General features: G+C 70.4%; 17 protein-coding genes. 11 read left to right on the forward strand and 6 right to left on the reverse strand.

Going from position 1 to position 19,327, the window contains the following annotated elements; all coding sequences use genetic code 11:
• Positions 1-89: 89 nt before the first annotated feature.
• Positions 90-1,979: an ABC transporter ATP-binding protein gene (locus tag AB0M48_RS37310; protein WP_363851620.1), complete on the forward strand. Its 1,890-nt coding sequence runs from the start codon at positions 90-92 to the stop codon at positions 1,977-1,979.
• A gap of 786 nt (positions 1,980-2,765) precedes the next feature.
• Here AB0M48_RS37310 and AB0M48_RS37315 read toward each other — a convergent pair.
• On the reverse strand, positions 2,766-4,325 hold the full coding sequence (locus tag AB0M48_RS37315) for a penicillin-binding transpeptidase domain-containing protein (protein WP_363851293.1): 1,560 nt from the start codon (positions 4,323-4,325) through the stop codon (positions 2,766-2,768).
• 80 nt (positions 4,326-4,405) lie between these two features.
• On the reverse strand, positions 4,406-5,146 hold the full coding sequence (locus AB0M48_RS37320; protein WP_363851296.1) for an SIS domain-containing protein: 741 nt from the start codon (positions 5,144-5,146) through the stop codon (positions 4,406-4,408).
• 102 nt (positions 5,147-5,248) lie between these two features.
• On the opposite strand from AB0M48_RS37320, the gene AB0M48_RS37325 reads away from it, so the two are divergent.
• A complete protein-coding gene (locus AB0M48_RS37325; protein ID WP_363851299.1) occupies positions 5,249-5,431 on the forward strand; it encodes a hypothetical protein in 183 nt (60 codons plus the stop codon).
• A 22-nt stretch (positions 5,432-5,453) separates the two neighbouring features.
• Here AB0M48_RS37325 and AB0M48_RS37330 read toward each other — a convergent pair whose 3' ends face one another.
• Complete coding sequence (locus AB0M48_RS37330; RefSeq protein ID WP_363851302.1) at positions 5,454-6,029, reverse strand: nucleotidyltransferase family protein; 576 nt, start codon at positions 6,027-6,029, stop codon at positions 5,454-5,456.
• Positions 6,030-6,039: 10 nt separating this feature from the next.
• The gene (locus AB0M48_RS37335) at positions 6,040-6,330 is read right to left on the reverse strand and encodes a winged helix-turn-helix domain-containing protein (protein ID WP_363851305.1); all 291 of its coding nucleotides are present in this window, start codon (positions 6,328-6,330) and stop codon (positions 6,040-6,042) included.
• Positions 6,331-6,368: 38 nt separating this feature from the next.
• On the opposite strand from AB0M48_RS37335, the gene AB0M48_RS37340 reads away from it, so the two are divergent.
• Positions 6,369-6,872: a hypothetical protein gene (locus AB0M48_RS37340; RefSeq protein WP_363851307.1), complete on the forward strand. Its 504-nt coding sequence runs from the start codon at positions 6,369-6,371 to the stop codon at positions 6,870-6,872.
• Here the strand turns inward: AB0M48_RS37340 and AB0M48_RS37345 are convergent.
• Positions 6,805-7,629 (reverse strand): alpha/beta hydrolase, encoded by an 825-nt coding sequence (locus AB0M48_RS37345; protein ID WP_363851310.1) that lies wholly within the window; start codon positions 7,627-7,629, stop codon positions 6,805-6,807. The genes AB0M48_RS37340 and AB0M48_RS37345 overlap by 68 nt on opposite strands.
• A gap of 90 nt (positions 7,630-7,719) precedes the next feature.
• Here AB0M48_RS37345 and AB0M48_RS37350 point away from each other — a divergent pair, with 90 nt between their 5' ends.
• The 5 genes from AB0M48_RS37350 (at position 7,720) to shbA (ending at position 12,364) form a co-directional block, all read left to right on the forward strand.
• On the forward strand, positions 7,720-8,391 hold the full coding sequence (locus AB0M48_RS37350) for an alpha/beta fold hydrolase (protein WP_363851313.1): 672 nt from the start codon (positions 7,720-7,722) through the stop codon (positions 8,389-8,391).
• Positions 8,384-9,622 (forward strand): FAD-dependent oxidoreductase, encoded by a 1,239-nt coding sequence (locus AB0M48_RS37355; protein WP_363851316.1) that lies wholly within the window; start codon positions 8,384-8,386, stop codon positions 9,620-9,622. The genes AB0M48_RS37350 and AB0M48_RS37355 overlap by 8 nt, the downstream gene beginning before the upstream one ends.
• Positions 9,619-10,299 carry a DUF1365 domain-containing protein gene (locus AB0M48_RS37360; protein ID WP_363851319.1) on the forward strand — a complete coding sequence of 227 codons (681 nt, stop codon included), beginning with the start codon at positions 9,619-9,621 and terminating at the stop codon, positions 10,297-10,299. Before AB0M48_RS37355 ends, AB0M48_RS37360 begins: the two co-directional genes overlap by 4 nt.
• The gene (locus tag AB0M48_RS37365) at positions 10,296-11,522 is read left to right on the forward strand and encodes a cyclopropane-fatty-acyl-phospholipid synthase family protein (protein ID WP_363851322.1); all 1,227 of its coding nucleotides are present in this window, start codon (positions 10,296-10,298) and stop codon (positions 11,520-11,522) included. The genes AB0M48_RS37360 and AB0M48_RS37365 overlap by 4 nt, the downstream gene beginning before the upstream one ends.
• A gap of 146 nt (positions 11,523-11,668) precedes the next feature.
• A complete protein-coding gene (shbA, locus tag AB0M48_RS37370; protein WP_363851325.1) occupies positions 11,669-12,364 on the forward strand; it encodes an RNA polymerase sigma factor ShbA in 696 nt (231 codons plus the stop codon).
• A gap of 123 nt (positions 12,365-12,487) precedes the next feature.
• Here shbA and AB0M48_RS37375 read toward each other — a convergent pair whose 3' ends face one another.
• Entirely contained in the window at positions 12,488-13,684 is a 1,197-nt protein-coding gene (locus tag AB0M48_RS37375) for an MFS transporter (RefSeq protein ID WP_363851327.1), read from the reverse strand.
• A gap of 51 nt (positions 13,685-13,735) precedes the next feature.
• On the opposite strand from AB0M48_RS37375, the gene AB0M48_RS37380 reads away from it, so the two are divergent.
• From AB0M48_RS37380 to AB0M48_RS37390, 3 genes are all read left to right on the forward strand, one after another.
• The gene (locus tag AB0M48_RS37380; RefSeq protein ID WP_363851330.1) at positions 13,736-14,770 is read left to right on the forward strand and encodes a PfkB family carbohydrate kinase; all 1,035 of its coding nucleotides are present in this window, start codon (positions 13,736-13,738) and stop codon (positions 14,768-14,770) included.
• 96 nt (positions 14,771-14,866) lie between these two features.
• Positions 14,867-16,984, forward strand: a complete 2,118-nt coding sequence (locus AB0M48_RS37385; RefSeq protein WP_363851333.1) for a transglycosylase domain-containing protein — start codon at positions 14,867-14,869, stop codon at positions 16,982-16,984.
• Positions 16,985-18,487: 1,503 nt separating this feature from the next.
• Complete coding sequence (locus tag AB0M48_RS37390) at positions 18,488-19,273, forward strand: M23 family metallopeptidase (RefSeq protein ID WP_363851335.1); 786 nt, start codon at positions 18,488-18,490, stop codon at positions 19,271-19,273.
• Positions 19,274-19,327: the final 54 nt, after the last annotated feature.

The following is a 19,327-nucleotide window of genomic DNA, read 5'->3' on the forward strand; positions in this document are numbered from 1 at the left end:
CCTTTCCGCCGCTGTAGCCGTCCGCGAAGGAATTGTCGGACCGCTGTGCTGTTCTAGACAGCGTGGACGGATACAGCTCTTGGCGGTTCATGATGGGAGCGACCTCGGACGCGCCTTCGAAGGTGCGCCGGGGCACGTTCCGCCGCGTTCTGGCCTTCGCCCGGCCGCACCGGGCGAAGCTGCTGGTGTTCCTGCTGCTGACGGTCGTCTCGTCGGTTCTCGCGGTGTCGACGCCACTGCTGGCCGGTCGCGTGGTCGACGCGATCGTGCGCGGCTCCGTGCCGTCCGTGGTCGTGTGGCTCGCCGTGGCGATCGCGCTGATCGCGATCGTCGACGCCGGCCTGGGCGTGGTCGAGCGCTGGCAGTCGACGCGCATCGGTGAGGGCCTGATCTACGACCTGCGCCGTGCCGTGTTCGGTCACGTGCAGAAGATGCCCGTCGCGTTCTTCACGCGCACCCGCACCGGCGCGCTGGTCTCACGCCTGAACAACGACGTGATCGGCGCCCAGCGCGCCTTCACCTCGACGCTGTCCGGCTTCGTCACGAACATCATCCAGCTGGTCCTGTCGCTGGCCGTCATGTTCACCCTGTCGTGGCAGGTGACGGCGCTGGCCCTGGTGCTGCTCCCGGTGTTCGTGCTGCCCGCCAAGCGGATGGGCCGCCGGATGGCGGACATGCAGCGCGAGGCCTCCGCCCTCAACGCCTCGATGGTCACCCAGTCGACCGAGCGCTTCTCGGCGCCCGGCGCGACGCTGGTGAAGCTCTTCGGCCGTCCGGCCCGCGAGGAGGAGGAGTTCTCCGAGAAGGCCGCGCAGGTCCGCGACATCGGCATCCGGACCGCGATGGCCACCCGCTGGTTCATGACGGGCCTGACGCTGGTCTCGGCGCTGGCGCAGGCGCTGGTCTACGGCCTGGGCGGCTACCTCGCGCTGACCGGTCACCTGGCGGCCGGTGCCGTGGTGTCGCTCGCGCTGCTGCTGACCCGCCTGTACGCCCCGCTGACGGCCCTCGCGAACGCGCGGGTCGACCTGATGACGGCGCTGGTGTCGTTCGAGCGCGTCTTCGAGGTGCTGGACCTCGACCCGATGATCAAGGAGAAGCCGGACGCCCGCCCGGTGCCCGACGGCCCGGTGTCGGTCGAGTTCTCCGACGTGCGCTTCGCGTATCCGTCGGCGGACAAGGTGTCGCTGGCCTCGCTGGAGTCCGTGGCCACTTTGGACACTCGTGGCGGCGAGGAAGTGCTGCACGGCATCAGCTTCAAGGCGGAGGCCGGTCAGCTGGTCGCCCTGGTCGGCTCGTCCGGCGCGGGCAAGTCCACCCTCGCCTCGCTCGTGCCGCGGCTCTACGACGTCGACTCTGGCTCCGTACGACTGTCCGGAGTGGACGTTCGAGACCTGACCTTCGAGGCGTTGCGCGCGTCCGTCGGCGTGGTCACCCAGGACGGGCACCTCTTCCACGACACCATCCGGGCCAACCTGGAGTACGCCTCGCCCGGCGCCACCGACGACGACCTGTGGGACTCGCTGCGCCGGGCCCGTCTGCTGGACCTGGTGGCGTCGTTGCCAGACCAGCTCGACACCGTGGTCGGCGAGCGCGGCTACCGGCTGTCCGGCGGCGAACGGCAACGGCTCACCATCGCCCGCCTGCTGCTCGCCAAGCCGCGCGTGGTGATCCTGGACGAGGCCACCGCACACCTGGACTCGGAGTCCGAGGCCGCCGTGCAGGAGGCGCTGACCGAGGCGCTGCACGGACGCACGTCGCTGGTGATCGCCCACCGCCTCTCGACGATCCGGGCGGCCGACCAGATCCTGGTGCTGGAGCACGGCGACATCGTCGAACGAGGCACGCACACCGAGCTGATGGCCGCCGGGGGCCGCTACGCCGACCTCTACAACACGCAGTTCGCCGAGCCGCCGGTCGTCGGTGTGGTGCCGACGCCGAAGTTCAGCGAGCGGCTCGGGGTGCCGCAGACGAACTGATCCCGGCGGACCGTCCGCGACGCGGGGGAGCCCGCGGGCGGCTCCCGGAGCTTGCCTGGGAGGAGGGACGCCTGAGTTGACGGCGTCCGGGCTGGGCGTTCGAGGCATCGGCAGCCGCGCAGGCGGTGGCCTGCTCAGCCGAGGGGCTGGGCGCGACTCAGCCTTCTGACTGGGTGATCGGTCTGATGGCCAGGGCCGGGTGTGCAGAGGGCAGTCCGGTGGGGCAGGGCCAGCTGTTGGGGCGGGTGTCGCCGCGCTGGCCAGTGCCGCGCTGGCCAGCGCCGTGCGGACCGCGCCGCGTGGGCCAGGGCCGCCAGGGCCGGTGCCGTGCGGACCTGTGCCGCTCGTACCGCGCCGCGCGACGCGCGGTATGAGAACCCTGCGACAACGACGTGATGGCGGCGATCGAGGCAGGCGCCACGGCCTACCTGTTCAAGGCAGCCTGCGCGACCAACTCGCCGTGTGCGATCGACTTGCCGTATGCCACGAACTCGCCGTGTGCGACCGACTTTCCCTGCGCGACCAACTGGCCCTGGCCGCGGCCGGGTTGCTGATGAACGAGTGCGCAGTGCCGCCGCGGAGGTGCTCAGCCCGCGGGAGCCGGAGGTGCCGCGGTTCGTCGCAGACGAGGCGACGAACCGCGACGTACCCAAAGGCCTCCTCATCACCGAGGCCACCGTCAAGTCACACCTGCTCAACTCCACGCCAAGCTGGAGATGAGCGACCGGGCGGCCGCCGTCACCGAGGCGTTCCGCCGCCCGCTGCTCGTCCCGCGCGGGCAGAGGTTCAGCCCTTGAGGAACGCCGCCGTCGCGTTCAGCGCGCTCTGCGACGAGCCCGCCTTCTCCACGACCACCGCGAACGCCACGTTGTTCTGGTAGCCGACGAACCAGCCGTGCGCCTCACCGCCGCTCGCCTCCGCCGTGCCGGTCTTCCCAGCCAGGCCGGGGATGCCGGCGAGCTGCTTTGCGGTGCCGTTGGTGACCACCTCGCGCATCATCGCGCGCAGCGGCGGCAGGACGGCGGCGGGCGGGCCGGCCGCCACGTCGTTCGGCTCGGACGGCTTGCCGCGCAGCAGGGTCGGCTTCGGGGTCTTGCCCGAGACGACGGTGGCGGCGACCAGGGCCATGCCGAACGGGCTGGCCACCACGTTGCCCTGGCCGAAGCTGTTCTCCACCCGCTGGTCGCCGGTGGCCGGTGGGACCTTGCCGGTGTTCGTCTCGGCGCCGGGGATGGCCCAGTCGGCGCCCAGGCCGAAGCGCTTCGCCATGTCCGGCAGGGCGTTCGGGTCGAGCTTGGAGCCGAGGTCGCCGAACGTCGTGTTGCACGACAGCGCGAACGCCGTGTGGAACGGCAGGCTGGCGTGGCCGAAGTCCGCGTTGCTGATCCTGCGGGTGCCGATGGTGGCGGTGGCCGGGCAGGGAACGGCGGTGCCGCTCTGCACCAGGCCCGCGTTCATGACCGCCGCCGCGGTGACGATCTTCATCGTCGAGCCGGGGGCGTAGCGGCCGACGAACGGGTTGGTGCCGTTCATCGCCTTGTTCTGCGCCACGGCCAGGATCTCGCTGGTGGAGGCCTCGATCGCGACGATCGCCGCGCCCTGCGGGAGGGCGTCCACGGCTGCCTGGGCCGCGGCCTGGCGGGCCGGGTCGATGGTGACGGTGATCTTCTCCCCGCCCTCCGCCTTCTTGGTGTCCAGCACGGTGAACGCGCCGCCCGCGGTGATGCCCACCTCCCAGCCGTCGATGCCCTTCACGTCGCCGACGGTGGCGGTGATCGTCTTGTACAGGCCGTCCGGGACCGTGCCCTGGGACAGCGGCTTGCCGTCGCGGCCCAGCAGGGCGCCCTCCGCGAGCGCCTTGCGATAGGTGAGTGACGCGCCCTCGGTCAGCTGCGGGTGGATGACCGTGGGCGTCCAGTGGACCTTCCAGGCGCCGCCGGCGCGGGTCATCGGGACCTTGACGTCGTACTTCAGCACACCGGCGCTCGGCATCGTCCAGGTGACGGCCGCGGTGAGCTCGGTGGTAGTGGCGTCAGCCGCCGGTGGTTCGGCCGCCGCCACGGTGGCCTGGTAGGCGGACGTGCTCATGCCCGCCTTGCTGGCTTCCAGGGCCGTGGTCGCCGCGGCCGGTGCGTCGGTGAAGACGGCGGCGCTGGCGGGGCCCGAGAACGCCCTGGTCAGGAATGAGGTGGCCACCTGCGCCGGAGTCTCCGCCGGCTTGACCGGTGCGTCGGCGACCACCACCGACCTGCTGCCCGACCAGAGCAGTGTGCCCGCCACGCCGACCACAGCCGTCGTGGCGAGCGCGCCGCCGATCAGGATCCATCTACGTGTCTTCTGCTCCACTTGTTCGAATCCCCCCAGGTAAGTGCTTTCCCCGGTGGGAGACTAACGGCAGTTGTTTGAGAATCTGTGGGGGTTTCTACCTATCCGAGCTGCGGGATGCGGGTCTGGTAGTGGCGCAGCAGGTCGGCGTTGGCCGCGTCGCCGCCCTCCACGTTCGCGCTGCGCCACAGGGGGAGCCGCACGCCGGACTCGGCCGCCTTGTCGATCAGGCGGACCATCAGCAGGTTCCACAGGAACGTGGTGGCCAGCGTGGAGATCGCCGCGGTGACCGGGGCGTCCACCGGGTAGGTCGAGTCGCCGGGCGGGACCAGGTTGTCGAGGACGACGGTCGAGACCTCGGCCAGGGTCGCGCCGGCGCGGCGGGGGGCCTGGGCGCTGGACGCCACCGAGGTGACACCCACCACCGGGCAGCCCCTGCTCGCGGCCTCCTGGGCAAGTTCGACCGGGTAGTAGTTGACGCCCGAGGTCGAGAACACGAACAGCACGTCGTGCGGGGCCAGACCCGATTCGCGCAGGACCTCACCCGCGAGGCCGGAGCGGCGCTCGGCCGACGTGCTGCTGATCGCGCCGTGCATCGGGAGCAGTTCGGGGTGGTAGACCGGGCGGACGCAGGCCAGGCCACCAGCCCGGTAGAAGGTCTCGGCGACCGCCGCCAGCGAGTGTCCCGCGCCTGCGGTGAGGAGGATCCCGTCGGCCTGGACGGCGGCCAGCACGAGCTCGGCCACGTCGTCGAGCGCGGCCGCGTTGTGCTGCTCGACGCGCGTGAGGTGCGTGCGCACGAGATTGCCGTAGTCGGACCCGGTCACGGTGTCGGTCGTCATGCGGCTCAGTAGTACCCGATTGCAGATCACCTCACCAGTAACCCGGGCACCACAAACCTCGATACGCGCGATGAGGGGTGCGGTGGCGCTCTCGGACAGGGGGTGGGTTTGATCAGGCGGTACTTCTACTTCTGGGTCGTGCTGGTCGCGGTGTTCGCGGCAGCGGCGGCCACGAACATCGCGCTGGCGATCACCTACTCCGAGCTGTGGCCGGTGTGGGTGGGACTGGCGCTGCTCGTCGTCGCGGCCGGGTGCGCGAGGGCGGCGGTCCGGGCAAGGCCCTGAGGCCGTTCACGTGGTGGTGACATCAAGCTCCGCCGGTAAGTCGCCCGAGGTCCTCGGGCCGATCGACGTCCGCACCGTCCGCCACGTCGGCGCACTCGACGTGGCGGACGGTGTTCGCCTGGAGGTAGTCCCGCGCGCCGTGGTCGCCCGCCGCCGACGCCATGACGCCCGCGAAGTGGCTCGACCCGATCAGCACCGGGTGCCCGATCTCGCCGTCGTAGGTGGCGCGGGCCAGCACTTCCGGTTCGGCGAGAGCCATCAGGCGGTGCAACGCCTCGACGGTGACCCCAGGGGTGTCCACGGGGAGCACGACGACGGCGTCCGCGGTGCCGACCGCGTGCAGACCGGTGCGCAGCGACGAGCCCATGCCGGTGGCCCAGTGGGGGTTGTCGACGACGGTCACGCCCTGGAGCGTGGCCTGCCGCCGCACCTCCGCCGCCTGCGCGCCGAGCACCACGACGACCGGGTCGCAGCCGGCGGCTCTGAGCAGTTCGGCCGCCGAGTCCACGAAGAGCTCGCCGTGCAACGGGACGAGAGCCTTGGGGGAACCGAACCGGCGGCCGGCCCCCGCGGCGAGCAGAAGACCGGCCACGCGCATGGCCTTGAATCTAGTGCGTTCCCCGGACTTGGGAGTCGATTCCCGGTGTCGTCGCGATGATCGGCGGTTCACCGAGCTTGCGGCGCAACCGGCCCACCGTGACGGCGACGGTGTAGGTGAACGGATCGGCGTGCACGTCCCAGACGCGCTCCAGCACGGCCTCGGCGCTCAAGAAACCCGGGCCGGCCTCCAGCAGCGCTTCCAGCACGGCGAACTCCTTCGCCGAGAGCGCGAGTTGCCGCCCGTCGCGCACGACGGTCCGGCGCACCGGGTCCAGTTCGATCCCGGCCGTGCGCAGCACCGGGGGCCTGTCGTCCGGTCTGCGGCGGGCCCCGGCGAGTGCTCGCCGCCCGGACGGTCCTCATCGGATCGGCCACCTTCGTCACGGGTCTGCCCGCCGCCGGGATCGTCGTCGAGACGACACCGCCGGCGACCTGCGTCCCGGTGGTCGTCGGTGTCGCCGCGGCGCTCGCGCTCTGTGCGGTCTTCGCGTACGGGCTCGGTGTGCGGCTGCGCCGCGGCTGGGCGGCGGTCCTCATCGGACTGACGCTGGTCGCTGTGCCCTACGCCGTGACCGCGGTGCCACTGCTGCCCGACGAGATCGCCGACTGGCTGCTGCGGCTCACCCCGGCGGCGGGCTTCGCCGTCAAGCAGACGGTGGTGGAGCACCCGCAGGTCACAGCCCACTACGCGCCGTCTGCGGGGTACTTCCCGCTGCCGGGCTGGGCCGGGTTCGCCGTGCTCTGCGCGTACACGGCACTCGTGCTGTGGCCGGCTAGCTCAGGTTCTCGAGGATCAGCGAGGACGCCGCTTCGGAAACCTCTTCCGGGATCCAGTGGCTGACGTCCTCGACCATCTCGAACCGGTACGGCCCGGTGCACCACTTCTCGGTCTCGAAGGCCGCGAACGACCCGAACGCCACGTCTTCCGTGCTCCACACGTACATGGTCTTGACGCCGACCTTGTCCGCGGCACCGTGCGGCTTGCCGGCGCGGTACCAGTTCAAAGCGGCCGTCAGCGCGCCCGGTTCGCTCAGCCGCTGGACGTACTCCTCGACGTGCGAGGGCCGGATCCGCCACTCGAACATCTGCTTGATGGCCTGCGCGTTGTTGTCGAGCATGCGCTTCTCGGTGCTGCGCTCACGCCAGTCGCGCATGTACTGCGACCGCATCGCCTGGTCCTCATCGGACTGCAGCGCGACCTTCAACGCGGCGGGGTGCGGCGTGGAGAAGACGGTGAGCGTGCGCAGGCGTTCGGGGTGCTCGATCGCGGTCCACCACGCGACGGCGCCGCCCCAGTCGTGCCCGACGAGGTCGAACGTGTCCCAGCCCAGCGAGTCCGCCATCGCGATCACGTCGCCGACCAGGTGCGTGACCGTGTACTCGGACGCCTGCTCCGGGCGCACGCCGGGGGAGTAGCCGCGCTGGTCGGGTGCGACGGCGCGGAAACCGTTCACGCCGAGCACCGCGACCTGGTGCTCCCACTCGATCGCGGCCTCGGGGAAACCGTGCAGCAGCAACACCGGGCGGCCGTCCTCGGGGCCGGACGCGATGGCGTCGAAGGAACCTGCCTCGGTGGAGACGCTGATGTGGTCGATCACGGGCTCGACACTACCGGTGTGACCTGGCTCTCAACGGCCGAGCCGAAGGGGGTGGCCTCACGAACAGCAAATGTGCATCCGCATGTAGACGTGCTGAAACCGCCGGGCGACACGAGTGCTGTCGTTCTCGTCCTGCACGGCGGCCGTGAACACGGCACCGGACCCGTCCGGCGCCACAACCTCGCGTACCTGCGCATGGTCCCGCTGGCCCGGGCGCTGCGCGCGCCCGGCGTCGAGGTCTGGAACCTGCGCTACCGCGTCCGCGGCTGGAACGCGCCGAGCCTCGATCCGGTGAAGGACGCGCGGTGGGCGCTCGAGAGGATCGACGAGCTGCACCCCGGCAGGCCGGTCGTGCTGGTCGGGCACTCGATGGGAGGCCGGACCGCGCTGCGCGTCGCCGGGCACCCGAGCGTGGTCGCCGTGTGCGCGCTGGCGCCGTGGATCGTGCCCGGCGAGCCGTACGAGCAGCTCAGGGGCAAGGCGCTGCTCATCGCGCACGGCGATCAGGAGCGGATGACGGACCCGGCCAGGTCGCTGTCGTTCGCCCGGCAGGCCAAGACCGTGACGGACCGGGTGGCGCGGTTCAGCGTCGTCGGCGACGGGCACGCGATGCTCAGGAGGGCGCGGGACTGGACCCGGCTGGTCGTCTCCTTCGTCCACGGTGAACTCGGGCTCGAACCGGTGGCACCCGACATCGCGAATGCCATGCGGGAGGCCTCGCCGCGAGGCCTCGACGTGCCTTTGGGAGGCTCGCGTGGCTGAGGTCGCCGTCATCGGAGCCGGGGTCGCCGGGCTCACGGCCGCATATGTGTTGCAACGCAGGCACGACGTCACGCTGTTCGAGGCCGACGACCGGCTCGGTGGCCACGCGCACACGCACGACCTGGGCGGCGTGGCCGTCGACTCCGGGTTCATCGTCCACAACGAACGGACCTACCCGAACCTGATCAGGCTCTTCCGCGAGCTCGGCGTGTCCACTCAGGACTCCGAGATGTCGCTGAGCGTCCGGTGCGACGGCTGCGGCCTGGAGTACGCGGGCGCGAGGAAGCTGCCGGGGCTGTTCGCCCGCCGGGAGAACGCGATCAACCTCGACTACCTGCGCATGCTCAGCGAGGTCAGCCGCTTCTACAAGCACGCCCAGCGCGTTCTCGGCCACGAGGAGGCGCACGACGTCACGCTCGGCGCGTTCCTCGCGATCGGCGGGTACAGCCGCTACTTCGTCGACCACTTCATCGTTCCGCTGGTCAGCGCCGTGTGGTCGTCCGGCGCGGCGCTGAGCATGAAGTACCCGGCCTGGTACCTGTTCGAGTTCCTCGCGAACCACGGGATGCTCGCGATCGGTGGCACCCCGCAGTGGAAGACCGTCGTCGGCGGTTCGCGCACGTACGTCGACCGCGCGGTGAAGGGCCTCAAGGCCGTGCACGTCGGCACGCCCGTCAGAGCCGTCACGCGCGGCGCCGCAGGCGTGGAGATCCGCGACGAGAACAACGTGCTGCACACCGCGGACCACGTCGTCATCGCCACGCACCCGGACCAGGCGCTGGGACTGCTGGCCGACTCGACGCGCGAGGAGAAGGAGGTGCTCGGCGCGTTCCGGTACTCGCGCAACGAGACCTGGCTGCACACCGACGCCTCGATCCTGCCGCGCACGAGCGGCGCGCGGGCGTCGTGGAACCTCTACAAGCGCGCCTGCCACGAAGCGAACGACCAGGTGCTCGTCAGCTACCACATGAACCGGCTGATGCGCCTGGACGAACCGCGCGACTTCGTCGTCACGCTCAACCCGCACGACGTGAACCCGGACAGCGTGCTCGCGAAGATGGTCTACGAGCACCCGATCTACACACCGGAGTCCGTTGCGGCACAACGACGTCTGCCCGAGATCAACACCGGCTCGACCGCCTACGCCGGCGCGTACCACGGCTGGGGCTTCCACGAGGACGGCTGCGCGTCGGGAGTGCGCGCGGCCCAGCACCTCGGGGTCGACTGGTGATCTACGACGTCCTCATCACGCACGCCCGCCGCGAGCTCATCGACCGGGCGTTCAGCCACCGCGCCTACATGTGGCTCGTCGACCTGGCCGAACTGCCGCGGCTGCCCTGGTGGGCGCGCCCGTTCGCGAAATTCGAGGCCCGTGACCACCTCGGATCGCCGTCGAAGACGATCCGGGAGAACTTGGACGAGTGGCTGGCCGGGCGCGGGGTCGACCTCGGCGGCGGTCAGGTCCTGATGCTCGCGAACGCGCGCGTGCTCGGTCACGTCTTCAACCCGCTGTCCGTGTACTGGTGCCACGACGCTTCCGGAGAGCTCGTGTGCGTCGTCGCGGAGGTGCACAACACCTACGGCGGACGGCACTGCTATCTGCTGCGCACCGACGACAAGGGCCGTGCGTCGGTGGACAAGGAGTTCTACGTCTCCCCGTTCCTGGAAGTCGACGGCCACTACGTGATGAAGCTGCCGAAGCCGGGAGACCAGCTGTCCGTGACCATCGCGTTGCGGCAGAACGACAAGACGACCTTCAGCGCGACGATGAAGGGCGAGCGCAGTTCGGGACTGCGCATGCTGCTGCGCCGTCCGCTGATGCCCCAGCGCGTGTCCGCGTTGATCCGCCGCCACGGAATCGCGCTCTACCTGAGGCGAGTCCCGATCATCCCCAGGAGTAATGGATGAGCACGTTGTCCCTGCCCCGGCCCGCCCAGGGCATCTGGCCTGGGCTGTTCACGGCACCGCGTTCGCCGATGCGCGCCCGCGTCGCCGAGGCGTTGTTCCGCAAGGCCGTGCGCCCGTTGGCGGTGACCGTCCGGTTCCCCGACGGCAGGACGTGGGGAGCGGGCGGTCCGGAGATGCGGATCGTCCGGCCCGATGAGTTCTTCCACCGGCTCGGCGCCGACGCCAAGATCGGCTTCGGCGAGGCCTACATGGTGGGCGACTGGGAGGCCGACGAGCTCGCCGACGTGCTCTCGGTGTTCGCGGCGAAGCTCTCGACGCTGATCCCGCCCGGCCTGCAGCTGATGCGGCGGTGGGCGGAGCGGCGCCAGACCGAGACCAACGACGTCGCGGGCTCGCGGCAGAACATCCACCGGCACTACGACCTGTCGAACGAGCTGTTCGCGGTGTTCCTCGACGAGACGATGACCTACTCGTCGGCGTTGTTCGAGGGCGGGGACGCCGACCTGCACACGGCCCAGCTGCGCAAGATCGACGGCGTGCTCGACTACGCGCGTGTACGCGCGGGCTCACGCGTGCTGGAGATCGGCACGGGCTGGGGTGCGCTGGCCATCCGCGCCGCCCAGCGGGGTGCCACGGTCACGTCGCTGACCATCTCCGCCGAACAGCGGAAGCTGGCGCTGGACCGGGTGAGGGCCGCGGGCCTCCACGATCGAGTGACGGTCGAGCTGCGTGACTACCGAGAGGAGCACGGCCGGTACGACGCCGTCGTCAGCGTCGAGATGATCGAGGCAGTCGGTGCCCAGTACTGGCCCGAGTACTTCTCGATGCTCGACCGCGTGCTCGCGCCGGGCGGCCGGGTGGGGTTGCAGTCGATCACCATGCCGCACGACCGCATGATCGCGAGCAAGGCCAGTTACACCTGGATCCACAAGTACATCTTCCCCGGTGGGCTCATCCCGTCCGTGCGGTCGATCGAGGACTCGGTGCGCGAGAACACCCGGCTGGAGATCGTCGAGTCGAGGTCGTTCGGGCTCGACTACGCCGAGACGCTCCGCCGGTGGCGCGAAACGTTCCTCACCCGTTGGGACGAGGTGCGTGAGCTGGGCTTCGACGACACGTTCCGCCGGATGTGGGAGTTCTACCTGGCCTACTCGGAGGCCGGATTCCGCGTCGGATACCTCGGGGTGCAGCAGTTCGGCATGGCCGAACGACTGGGCCATTAGGACCACGTTCTACCCCATAAGGGTGCTGGTTCCCCCGTCCGTGCGGACTTCGTGGTCCTCTTTGAAGCAGGCGGTATCAATCGGCTCGCTGCGGTCTCTTCTTCAGTGAAGCCCCTAGTGTCGCTGTAGTGGAGGAGGTCGCCGGGATGGTTCTACCCACAGCCGTGCGGGCCGGTGGCGGTGTCGCGGTCCTCGTGCCCGGTGAAGGCGCAGGGGCTTGGGACCGGCCAACGGTGCCCACACGCCGTCGGGTGCACCAGGCACCGGTCTCCAGTCAGTGGCTCGCCGAAGCCGATTTCGCCGACCTCGTCGATGCCGCTCTTGCCGGAGACAGACGGGCGGTCGAGCACCTGCTCGGCCGCATCCAGCCGCTGATCGTGCGCTACTGCCGTGCCAGGGTCGGCGGCCGCGAGCGCACGCTGGTCTCAGCCGAGGACATCGCGCAGGAGGTGTGCGTGGCGGTGCTCGGCGCGTTGTCGAAGTACCGCTACGAACCCGGTTCGTTCCTCGCGTTCGTGTACGGCATCGCCGCGCACAAGGTCGCCGACGCCCGCCGGCGCGCGGTCCGCAACCGCGCCGAGGTGGTGCCGGAGCTGCCGGACTGCCCGTCGCTGGACACGGGCCCGGAACAGCACGCCGTCAACGGCGAGATGATGGCCCAGGTGACGCGCCTGCTGCACAAGCTGCCGCCCCGCCAGCGCGAGATCCTCGTGCTGCGGGTGGCCGTGGGCCTGTCCGCCGAGGAGGTCGCGCTGGCGGTCTCGTCGACTCCGGGCGCGGTGCGGGTGGCACAGCACCGGGCGCTCACGCGGATGCGGGAGATGATCGCCGAGGAAGGCTGACGCGCTCGACGATCGCGGCGAGGTCTCGCCGGCAGGACGGAACGGGGAGTGTCCTGCACCGAGGCGTTCGACCGCGGTCGCTCGTGCCGCCTTGGCCTGCAGGGCCTGCGAAGGGCCCGCGGCTCAAGACTGCTGCGCAACCGTCGTCCTCAGATCCGCGAACGCCGCGACCATCGCCGTGACCAGGACCAGCGCGCCGATCACGAGCAACGCGACCGCGCCGCCGGCCAGATCCGCCAGCACCGCGCCGAGCACCGGAGCGATCGGCGTGAGCCCGCGGCTGACGAAGTTCAGGACGGCGTCCATCCGGCCCATCAGGTCGTCGGGCACCATCGCGGTGAACAGAGCGCCCACGGAGACGTTGAGCAACGGGATGCCGATCGCGGTGAGCACGAGCGGCACGAACGGCCACCACGCGCCGAACGGGAGTGCCATCGCCATCGTGCACGTGCCGAAGACGGTGAGCATCGCGACGATGAGCCGGGCAGGCGTCATGGTGACCCTGGGCGACAGCAGAGCGCCGAGGACGCCGCCCACGCCGAGACCGGTGAGCACCAGGCCGACCAGCCAGTCGGCGCCGCCTCGCTCCTTGACCAGCGCCATAACCGGGAGCATCGAGGCCACGCCGAGCAGGTTCAGGGTCAGGAAGATCGCGACGATGTTGCGCAGCCCGCGCTGGTGCCACAGCCAGGCCCACGCCTCGCGCAGGTCCTGGCTCATACGCTGACGTGGCCGCTGCCCGGTCCGCGGCGGGATCTTGGCGAACCACGCGCACACGGCGGCGACGAGGAACGACAGGGCGTCGCCGACGAACGGGACCGAGCGGCCGAAGCCGAACAGGAGCGCGCCGAGCGACGGGCCGATCAGGTACGCCACGTGGGTGCGCGCCTCCTCCTGCGCGTACGCGGCCTTGAGCTGCTCTGGCGGCACGACCTCCTTGATGGCGGTGGTGCGGGCCGGGCCGGCGAACGCGGTGCAGACGCCGTCCACCGCGGCCAGGACGAGGAACACGGGGATCGAGTCGAGGCCGGTGACGACGTTGGCCGCCATCATCGCGACGGCGGCGGCCTGCGTGGCCTGGCTGCGGACCAGGACCTTGCCGCGGTCCCAGCGGTCCACCCACACGCCCGCCGGCATCTGCGTCAGGATCAGCGCCGCCGCCCGCACCCCGGCGATCACGCCCGCCCAGAAGACCGACCCGGTGACCGCGAAGATCAGCAGCGGGACCGCCACGGTCGTGAGTTGCGTGCCCAGCTGAGACACCGCGGCGCCGAGCCACAGCAGCTGGAAACGGAGGTTTTTCCGGAGCGGAACCGCCATGAGGGCTGTTTCTAGCGCATGATCACCGGCCTCGGGTGGCAAGGTTTACGCATGGCCGACCCGGAACCCGCCTACGACGTGCTGCTCACCGGCACCGTTTTCCTCGACATCATCTTCACCGGTCTGCCCCGGCCGCCGGAGCCGGGGACCGAGGTGTGGGCCGAGGGACTCGGGTCGTGTCCCGGCGGCATCGCGAACCTCGCCGTGGCGTTGCGCCGGCTCGAACTGAGGACCGCGCTGGCGGCGGCGTTCGGGGAGGACGCGTACGGCGACTTCTGCTGGGACGTGCTGGCGGACCAGGAAGGCGTCGACCTCTCTTACTGTCGTCGCTTCTACGGGTGGCACTCGCCCGTGACCGTGTCCATGGCGATGGAGCGCGACCGCAGCATGGTGACGCACGGGCACAAGGCGCCCGTCGTCGCCGATGACCTCTTCTCTCCGCCGCCGTCGACACGGGCGTGCTTCGTGCACATCCAGGCGGAGGACGAGCAGTGGGTGCGCACGGCGAAGGAGAACGGCGCGAAGCTCTTCGCCGACATCGGCTGGGACCGCACCGGGGCGTGGTCGCCGGAGTTGTTGCGCAGACTCGACGGTTATGACGTGTTCCTCCCGAATCACGTGGAGGCGCAGGGGTACACCCGCACCGACACCCCGGAGGCCGCCGCGCGTCAACTCGCCGAGCACGTGCCGGTGGTGGTCGTCACACGCGGCGGCGGGGGAGCGGTCGCGGTCGACAGCGCCACCGGCGAGTGCGTGGACGTGCCGGGGCTCAACGTCGCGCAACTCGACGCGACCGGTGCCGGAGACGTGTTTGGCGCCGGGTTCGTGATGGGCACTCTGGCCGGGTGGCCGCTCGAACACCGGGTGCGGTTCGCGAACCTGTGCGCCGCGCTGTCCGTGCAGCACTTCGGTGGCTCGCTGTCGGCACCGGGCTGGGGAGACATCGCGGTCTGGTGGCGGACGGTGAGCAGGCGGCCGGACGAAGAACTGTCGCGCTACGGGTTCCTGGACGACCTGCTTCCCGACCACACGGGCGTCGAGGTGCGCAGGGCCAGCCCGACGATCGGGCTGCGGTTGCTCCGGTAGGTTGAAAACAGTCGATCAGCGGACGCAACCTCACGGGCCTCCCGCGCGACTTAATACGTAGAGAGTCTCTGGGGTTTGTTCGGAAGGAGTTGCGGTTTGTTCGCCGCACGCGCGTCAGGCTTGGTCAAGTTGCTGGGGTTGTGCCTGACGGCGGGCGTCCTCCTCGCTGCGATGGTGTTCCCGTTCGTCGGAGGTCTCGGGCTCGCGTCCAACCGCGCGGCCGACCAGGTCGACCAGACGTCGGGCGATCTCGCGAAGGGTGAGCTGCCGCTCGTCACCACCATTCAGGACATGAACGGCGACCCGATCGCCTATCTGTACGACCAGTACCGCATCCCGTTGGAGACCAAGGACATCGCGGACACCATGAAGGGCGCGATCCTGGCCATCGAGGACAAGCGGTTCTACGAGCACCAGGGCGTCGACTGGCAGGGCATCGCCCGTGCCGCCGCCAAGGCCGGTGTGGACGGTGGGGCGACGCAGGGCGCGTCGACGCTCACCCAGCAGTACGTGAAGAACTACATGGCGTTCGTGCTCGGCGCCGACAACGAGCAGGAGGCCTGGGAGAAGGCCACCGAGGCGACCGTCGGCCGCAAGATGCGCGAGGCGCGCGTCGCGTTGCAGCTCGAGCAGCAGATGACGAAGGACGAGATCCTCACCGGCTACCTCAACATCGTGCCGCTGGGCAACCAGACCTACGGCGTCGGTGCCGCCGCGAAGGCGTACTTCAACACCACGGCCGACAAGCTGACGGTGCCGCAGGCCGCACTGCTCGCCGCGATCGCGAACCGCCCGTCGTCGCTGAACCCCGGTGCCTCGCCGGACAAGGCGCTGGAGCGCCGCAACATCGTCATCGACAAGATGCGCGAGAACGGCGCGTTCGGCCCCGACGAGACCGAGGCGAAGAAGAAGGCCGAGGAGTTCAAGGCCCAGCCGCTGGGCATCGTCGAGGACCTGCAGATCCTGCCCAAGGGCTGCGTCGGCGCCGGTGACGGCCCGATCTACGGCTTCTTCTGCTCCTACCTGCTCGACTACCTGCGCGCCTCCGGCATCACGAACAAGCAGCTGCAGCGCGGCGGCCTCACCATCAAGACCACGATGGACCCGAAGGCCACCAAGGCCGCGAAGCTGTCGGCCGAGCAGCAGGTGCCGAAGACCCAGAACGGCATCGCGAACGTCATGTCCGTCGTCCAGCCGGGCACCGACAAGCACCGCGTGCGCGCCCTCGTCGCCTCCCGCGACTACGGCAACAAGGCCGAACTCGGCCAGGTCGCCCGCCCCGTGCCCGCCGAGGTCCTGCCGTTCGGTCCCGGCTCGGTGAACAAGATCTTCACCGCCGCCGCGGCGATGAAGAGCGGCCACACCGGGATCGACCGCAAGATCAAGGTCCCGAAGGTCTACAACTCCAGGATCTACCCGAACGGCGGCTCGGCCTGGCGCGTCCAGAACGCGGCCGACTACCCCGAGGAGATGACGCTGACCCAGGCGCTCGCGACGTCCCCGAACACGGGCTTCGTGATCCTGCAGGAGCAGGCGGGCCTGAACAACGTCGTCGACATGGCCTACAAGCTCGGCATGCGCGAGACCCTCACCGGCGTCAACCGCGGCGCGGAGCCCCTGAAGTCCGACGGCTCCAACGGCCCGTCGCAGGGCGACTGGACCAAGCAGAACAACGCCGGCTCGTACACCCTCGGCCCCGGCGCCACCAGCGTCCTCGAACTGGCCAACGTGGCCGCGACCATCGTCTCCAGCGGCACCTGGTGCCCGCCGAGCCCGGTGGAGAAGGTCATCGACCGCTACGGCAAGGACGTCCCGCTGAAGGAAGCGCCCTGCGAGCAGGCCGTGGAACCGGACCTGGCGAACAGCCTCGCCCAGGGCATGTCCCACGACACGACCGGCAACGGCACGGCAGCGACCGCGGCGAGCGCCTCCGGCTGGAACCGCCCGGCCATCGGCAAGACCGGCACCACCGAAGAGCACAAGTCGGTCGCCTTCCTGGCCGCGACCCCGCAGTACGCGGGCGCCGTCATGACCTACGCCGACGGCAACAACCCGCAGGTCATCTGCGCCAACCCGATCCGCCTCTGCCCCGGTAGCTCGCAGGGCGTCTTCGGTGGCCAGGTAGCCGCACCCACCTGGTTCAACGCCATGAAGGTCATTCACGAGGGCCTCCCGGTGGCACCGCTGCCGCCGGCCGCACCCAGGTACAAGTAAGCCCCGCTCGGCCAGAGGGCCGCCGGACGCCACGTGCGTCCGGCGGCCCTTTGCGTTGGGCGGGGAGGGCCGGCGCCCGGTTCGGCGGGTGGAGGTCGGGGTGGGGCGGGCGCGGCGCGGCCGGTGGAGTGGCTGAACGGAGCGGCTGTCAGGTGGAGCGGCTGCCAGGTGGCGGTGCCGGGTGTGGTGGGCCTGCCCAGGGGCCGGGTGGAGCTGCGGCCAGGTGGTGGGCCGGGGACTCGCCCAGGGTGAGGCCCGACGGGCGGGTGGGCGGTGAGGCCGGGGGGAGGAGCCGAGCGGTGACGGCGAGCGGCGCGGCGCCGGGTGGTGGTGCCAGGTGTGGTGGGGCGGCCCGGCCCAGGTGAGGCCGGGCGGAGTGCGGAGTGGTGACGCCGGGGTGGAGCGCTCCGGCAGCGACACCAGGCGTGGGGAGGCCGGGCGGAGTGGCCGAGTGGTGACTTCGGGCGTGGGAAGGCCGGGCGGGGTGGCCGAGTGGTGACGTCGGGCGTGGGAAGGCCGGGCGGAGTGGCCGAGTGGTGACTTCGGGCGTGGGGAGGCCGGGCGGAGTGGCCGAGTGGTGACTTCGGGCGTGGGGAGGCCGGGCGGAGTGGCCGAGCGGTGACGTCGGGCGGGGGAAAGCCGGGTGGAGCGGGTCGGGTGTGGTTGGCCGGGAGCAAGGGGCAACCGAGCGGATCGGCCCAGAGCAAAGCAGGGCAGAGGGCGCGGGACTGAAGGGCAACGCCGAAGGCGAGCCATCCCTTCCGCCCAACGCGACGGCGAGCCGAGGCGTGTGAACCTCTTCCGGCTGGTCAAGCCCCGATCGCCATCGACGCGAAGCGGCGATGACCGGCACCGGCCCGGCCTGAGCGACCACCCGCGCAAGGCGACCTGAGCGCATTGGCGACCCACCCCGCTGGAACGCGACAACCACCCGCAAGGCGAGCCTTCTGGCGCTCGAATGCGCCTGCTTGCCTACCGGCAGCCTGCCTGCCAGTACCCACCGCCCGCGCCCGCAACTCGCCCGCGCCTACCGGGGCCCGCCCAGCCGCCCGTCGCCCCAAAGCCACCAAACCTCGAGCCAACGCCTGCCCAAACGACCCAGCCACCCCAAGTGACCACTCCAGCAGGGCACATCCCCGCCCCACCAGCAAGCAAACCTTTCACGATAAAGCGACTGACCAGTACAAACACAAACCCGAGGATTGGTCCAAAGCCCGTTGACCAAGGCCTAAACCGAGTGACTACTCAAAGTGACAAGCAGTGGGCCTAATCACCTGAACACCCACTTCGCTTGCCTGTGTCGGTCACACGAGGTTACGTTCTGCGCCGCATGTCACGGTTCGATAACCGCAAGGACACGGATCTCCCCCGAAGCGGTCCAGTCCACCACCGGGCCCCCTAAGCCCGCAGTCAGGCCCCCCGACGCCAGGCGAAGCGCGGTCATCGAACTCCCCCGAGTGCATGGAGACAGGTTTGGCACGGCATCGTTCGAAGGGTCCCCTGGTGGACGTCATCACCAAGGTGGACCTGGACCGCAAGAAGGCTGTTGCGGTGGTGGTCGCCGCGGGCGCCATCGCCGGCGCCGGTTTCGCTCAGGCGGCTACCTCCGTCACCCCGGTCGACCGCATCATCGCCCCCGTTGCGGCCACCAAGAACCTCGCTGCGGCGATGACCGCCGAGCAGCGGGCGCCGCAGGGGCCGCAGACGATCCACGACGTCAGCACCGGCTCCGAGGCGCGCAAGCTGCTTCAGGCCGAGCAGATCCAGGCGCAGTTCCACGTCGCCGAGGCGCTCAAGTCCGCCGAGGGCGCCTTCGCGAAGCGGCAGGAGGCCGCCAAGGCCGAGACCGCGCGGCTCGCGGCCGAGGCCGCGCGCATCGCGGCCGAGGAGGAGGCGAAGCGGCCCAAGTGCGTGCGGCCCGCCCAGGGCTCGTTCACGTCCGGGTTCGGTGCCCGCTGGGGTACCAGCCACAACGGCGTCGACATCGCGAACGCCATCGGCACGCCGATCGTCGCCGTCATGGACGGCACCGTCGTCGAGGCCGGGCCCGCGTCCGGGTTCGGGCTGTGGGTCCGCGTTCAGCACGACGACGGCACCATCACCGTCTACGGGCACATGAACACCATCGACGTTCCGCAGGGTGCGAAGGTCAAGTCCGGGCAGCAGATCGCGACGATCGGCAACCGCGGTCAGTCGACCGGGCCGCACCTGCACTTCGAGGTGTGGGTCGCGGGCGGGCAGAAGGTCAACCCCGTCGGCTGGCTCGCCGAGCGCGGTGTGAGTCTCTGACCGAACACGGTCACACGATCACGAGAAGTCTCGATAGTCTCCGGCCACGCCGCC

The sequence above is a fragment of the Lentzea sp. NPDC051208 genome, assembly GCF_040682435.1.
Lineage (GTDB): Bacteria > Actinomycetota > Actinomycetes > Mycobacteriales > Pseudonocardiaceae > Lentzea > Lentzea kristufekii.

Excerpts from the sequence above, each read along its gene's own strand:
- shbA (WP_363851325.1), top strand. The coding sequence starts at position 11,669 with ATGGTTCTACCCACAGCCGTGCGGGCCGGTGGCGGTGTCGCGGTCCTC.
- AB0M48_RS37375 (WP_363851327.1), bottom strand. The coding sequence starts at position 13,684 with ATGGCGGTTCCGCTCCGGAAAAACCTCCGTTTCCAGCTGCTGTGGCTC.
- AB0M48_RS37380 (WP_363851330.1), top strand. The coding sequence starts at position 13,736 with ATGGCCGACCCGGAACCCGCCTACGACGTGCTGCTCACCGGCACCGTT.
- AB0M48_RS37330 (WP_363851302.1), bottom strand. The coding sequence starts at position 6,029 with ATGCGCGTGGCCGGTCTTCTGCTCGCCGCGGGGGCCGGCCGCCGGTTC.
- AB0M48_RS37320 (WP_363851296.1), bottom strand. The coding sequence starts at position 5,146 with ATGACGACCGACACCGTGACCGGGTCCGACTACGGCAATCTCGTGCGC.
- AB0M48_RS37310 (WP_363851620.1), top strand. The coding sequence starts at position 90 with ATGATGGGAGCGACCTCGGACGCGCCTTCGAAGGTGCGCCGGGGCACG.
- AB0M48_RS37365 (WP_363851322.1), top strand. The coding sequence starts at position 10,296 with ATGAGCACGTTGTCCCTGCCCCGGCCCGCCCAGGGCATCTGGCCTGGG.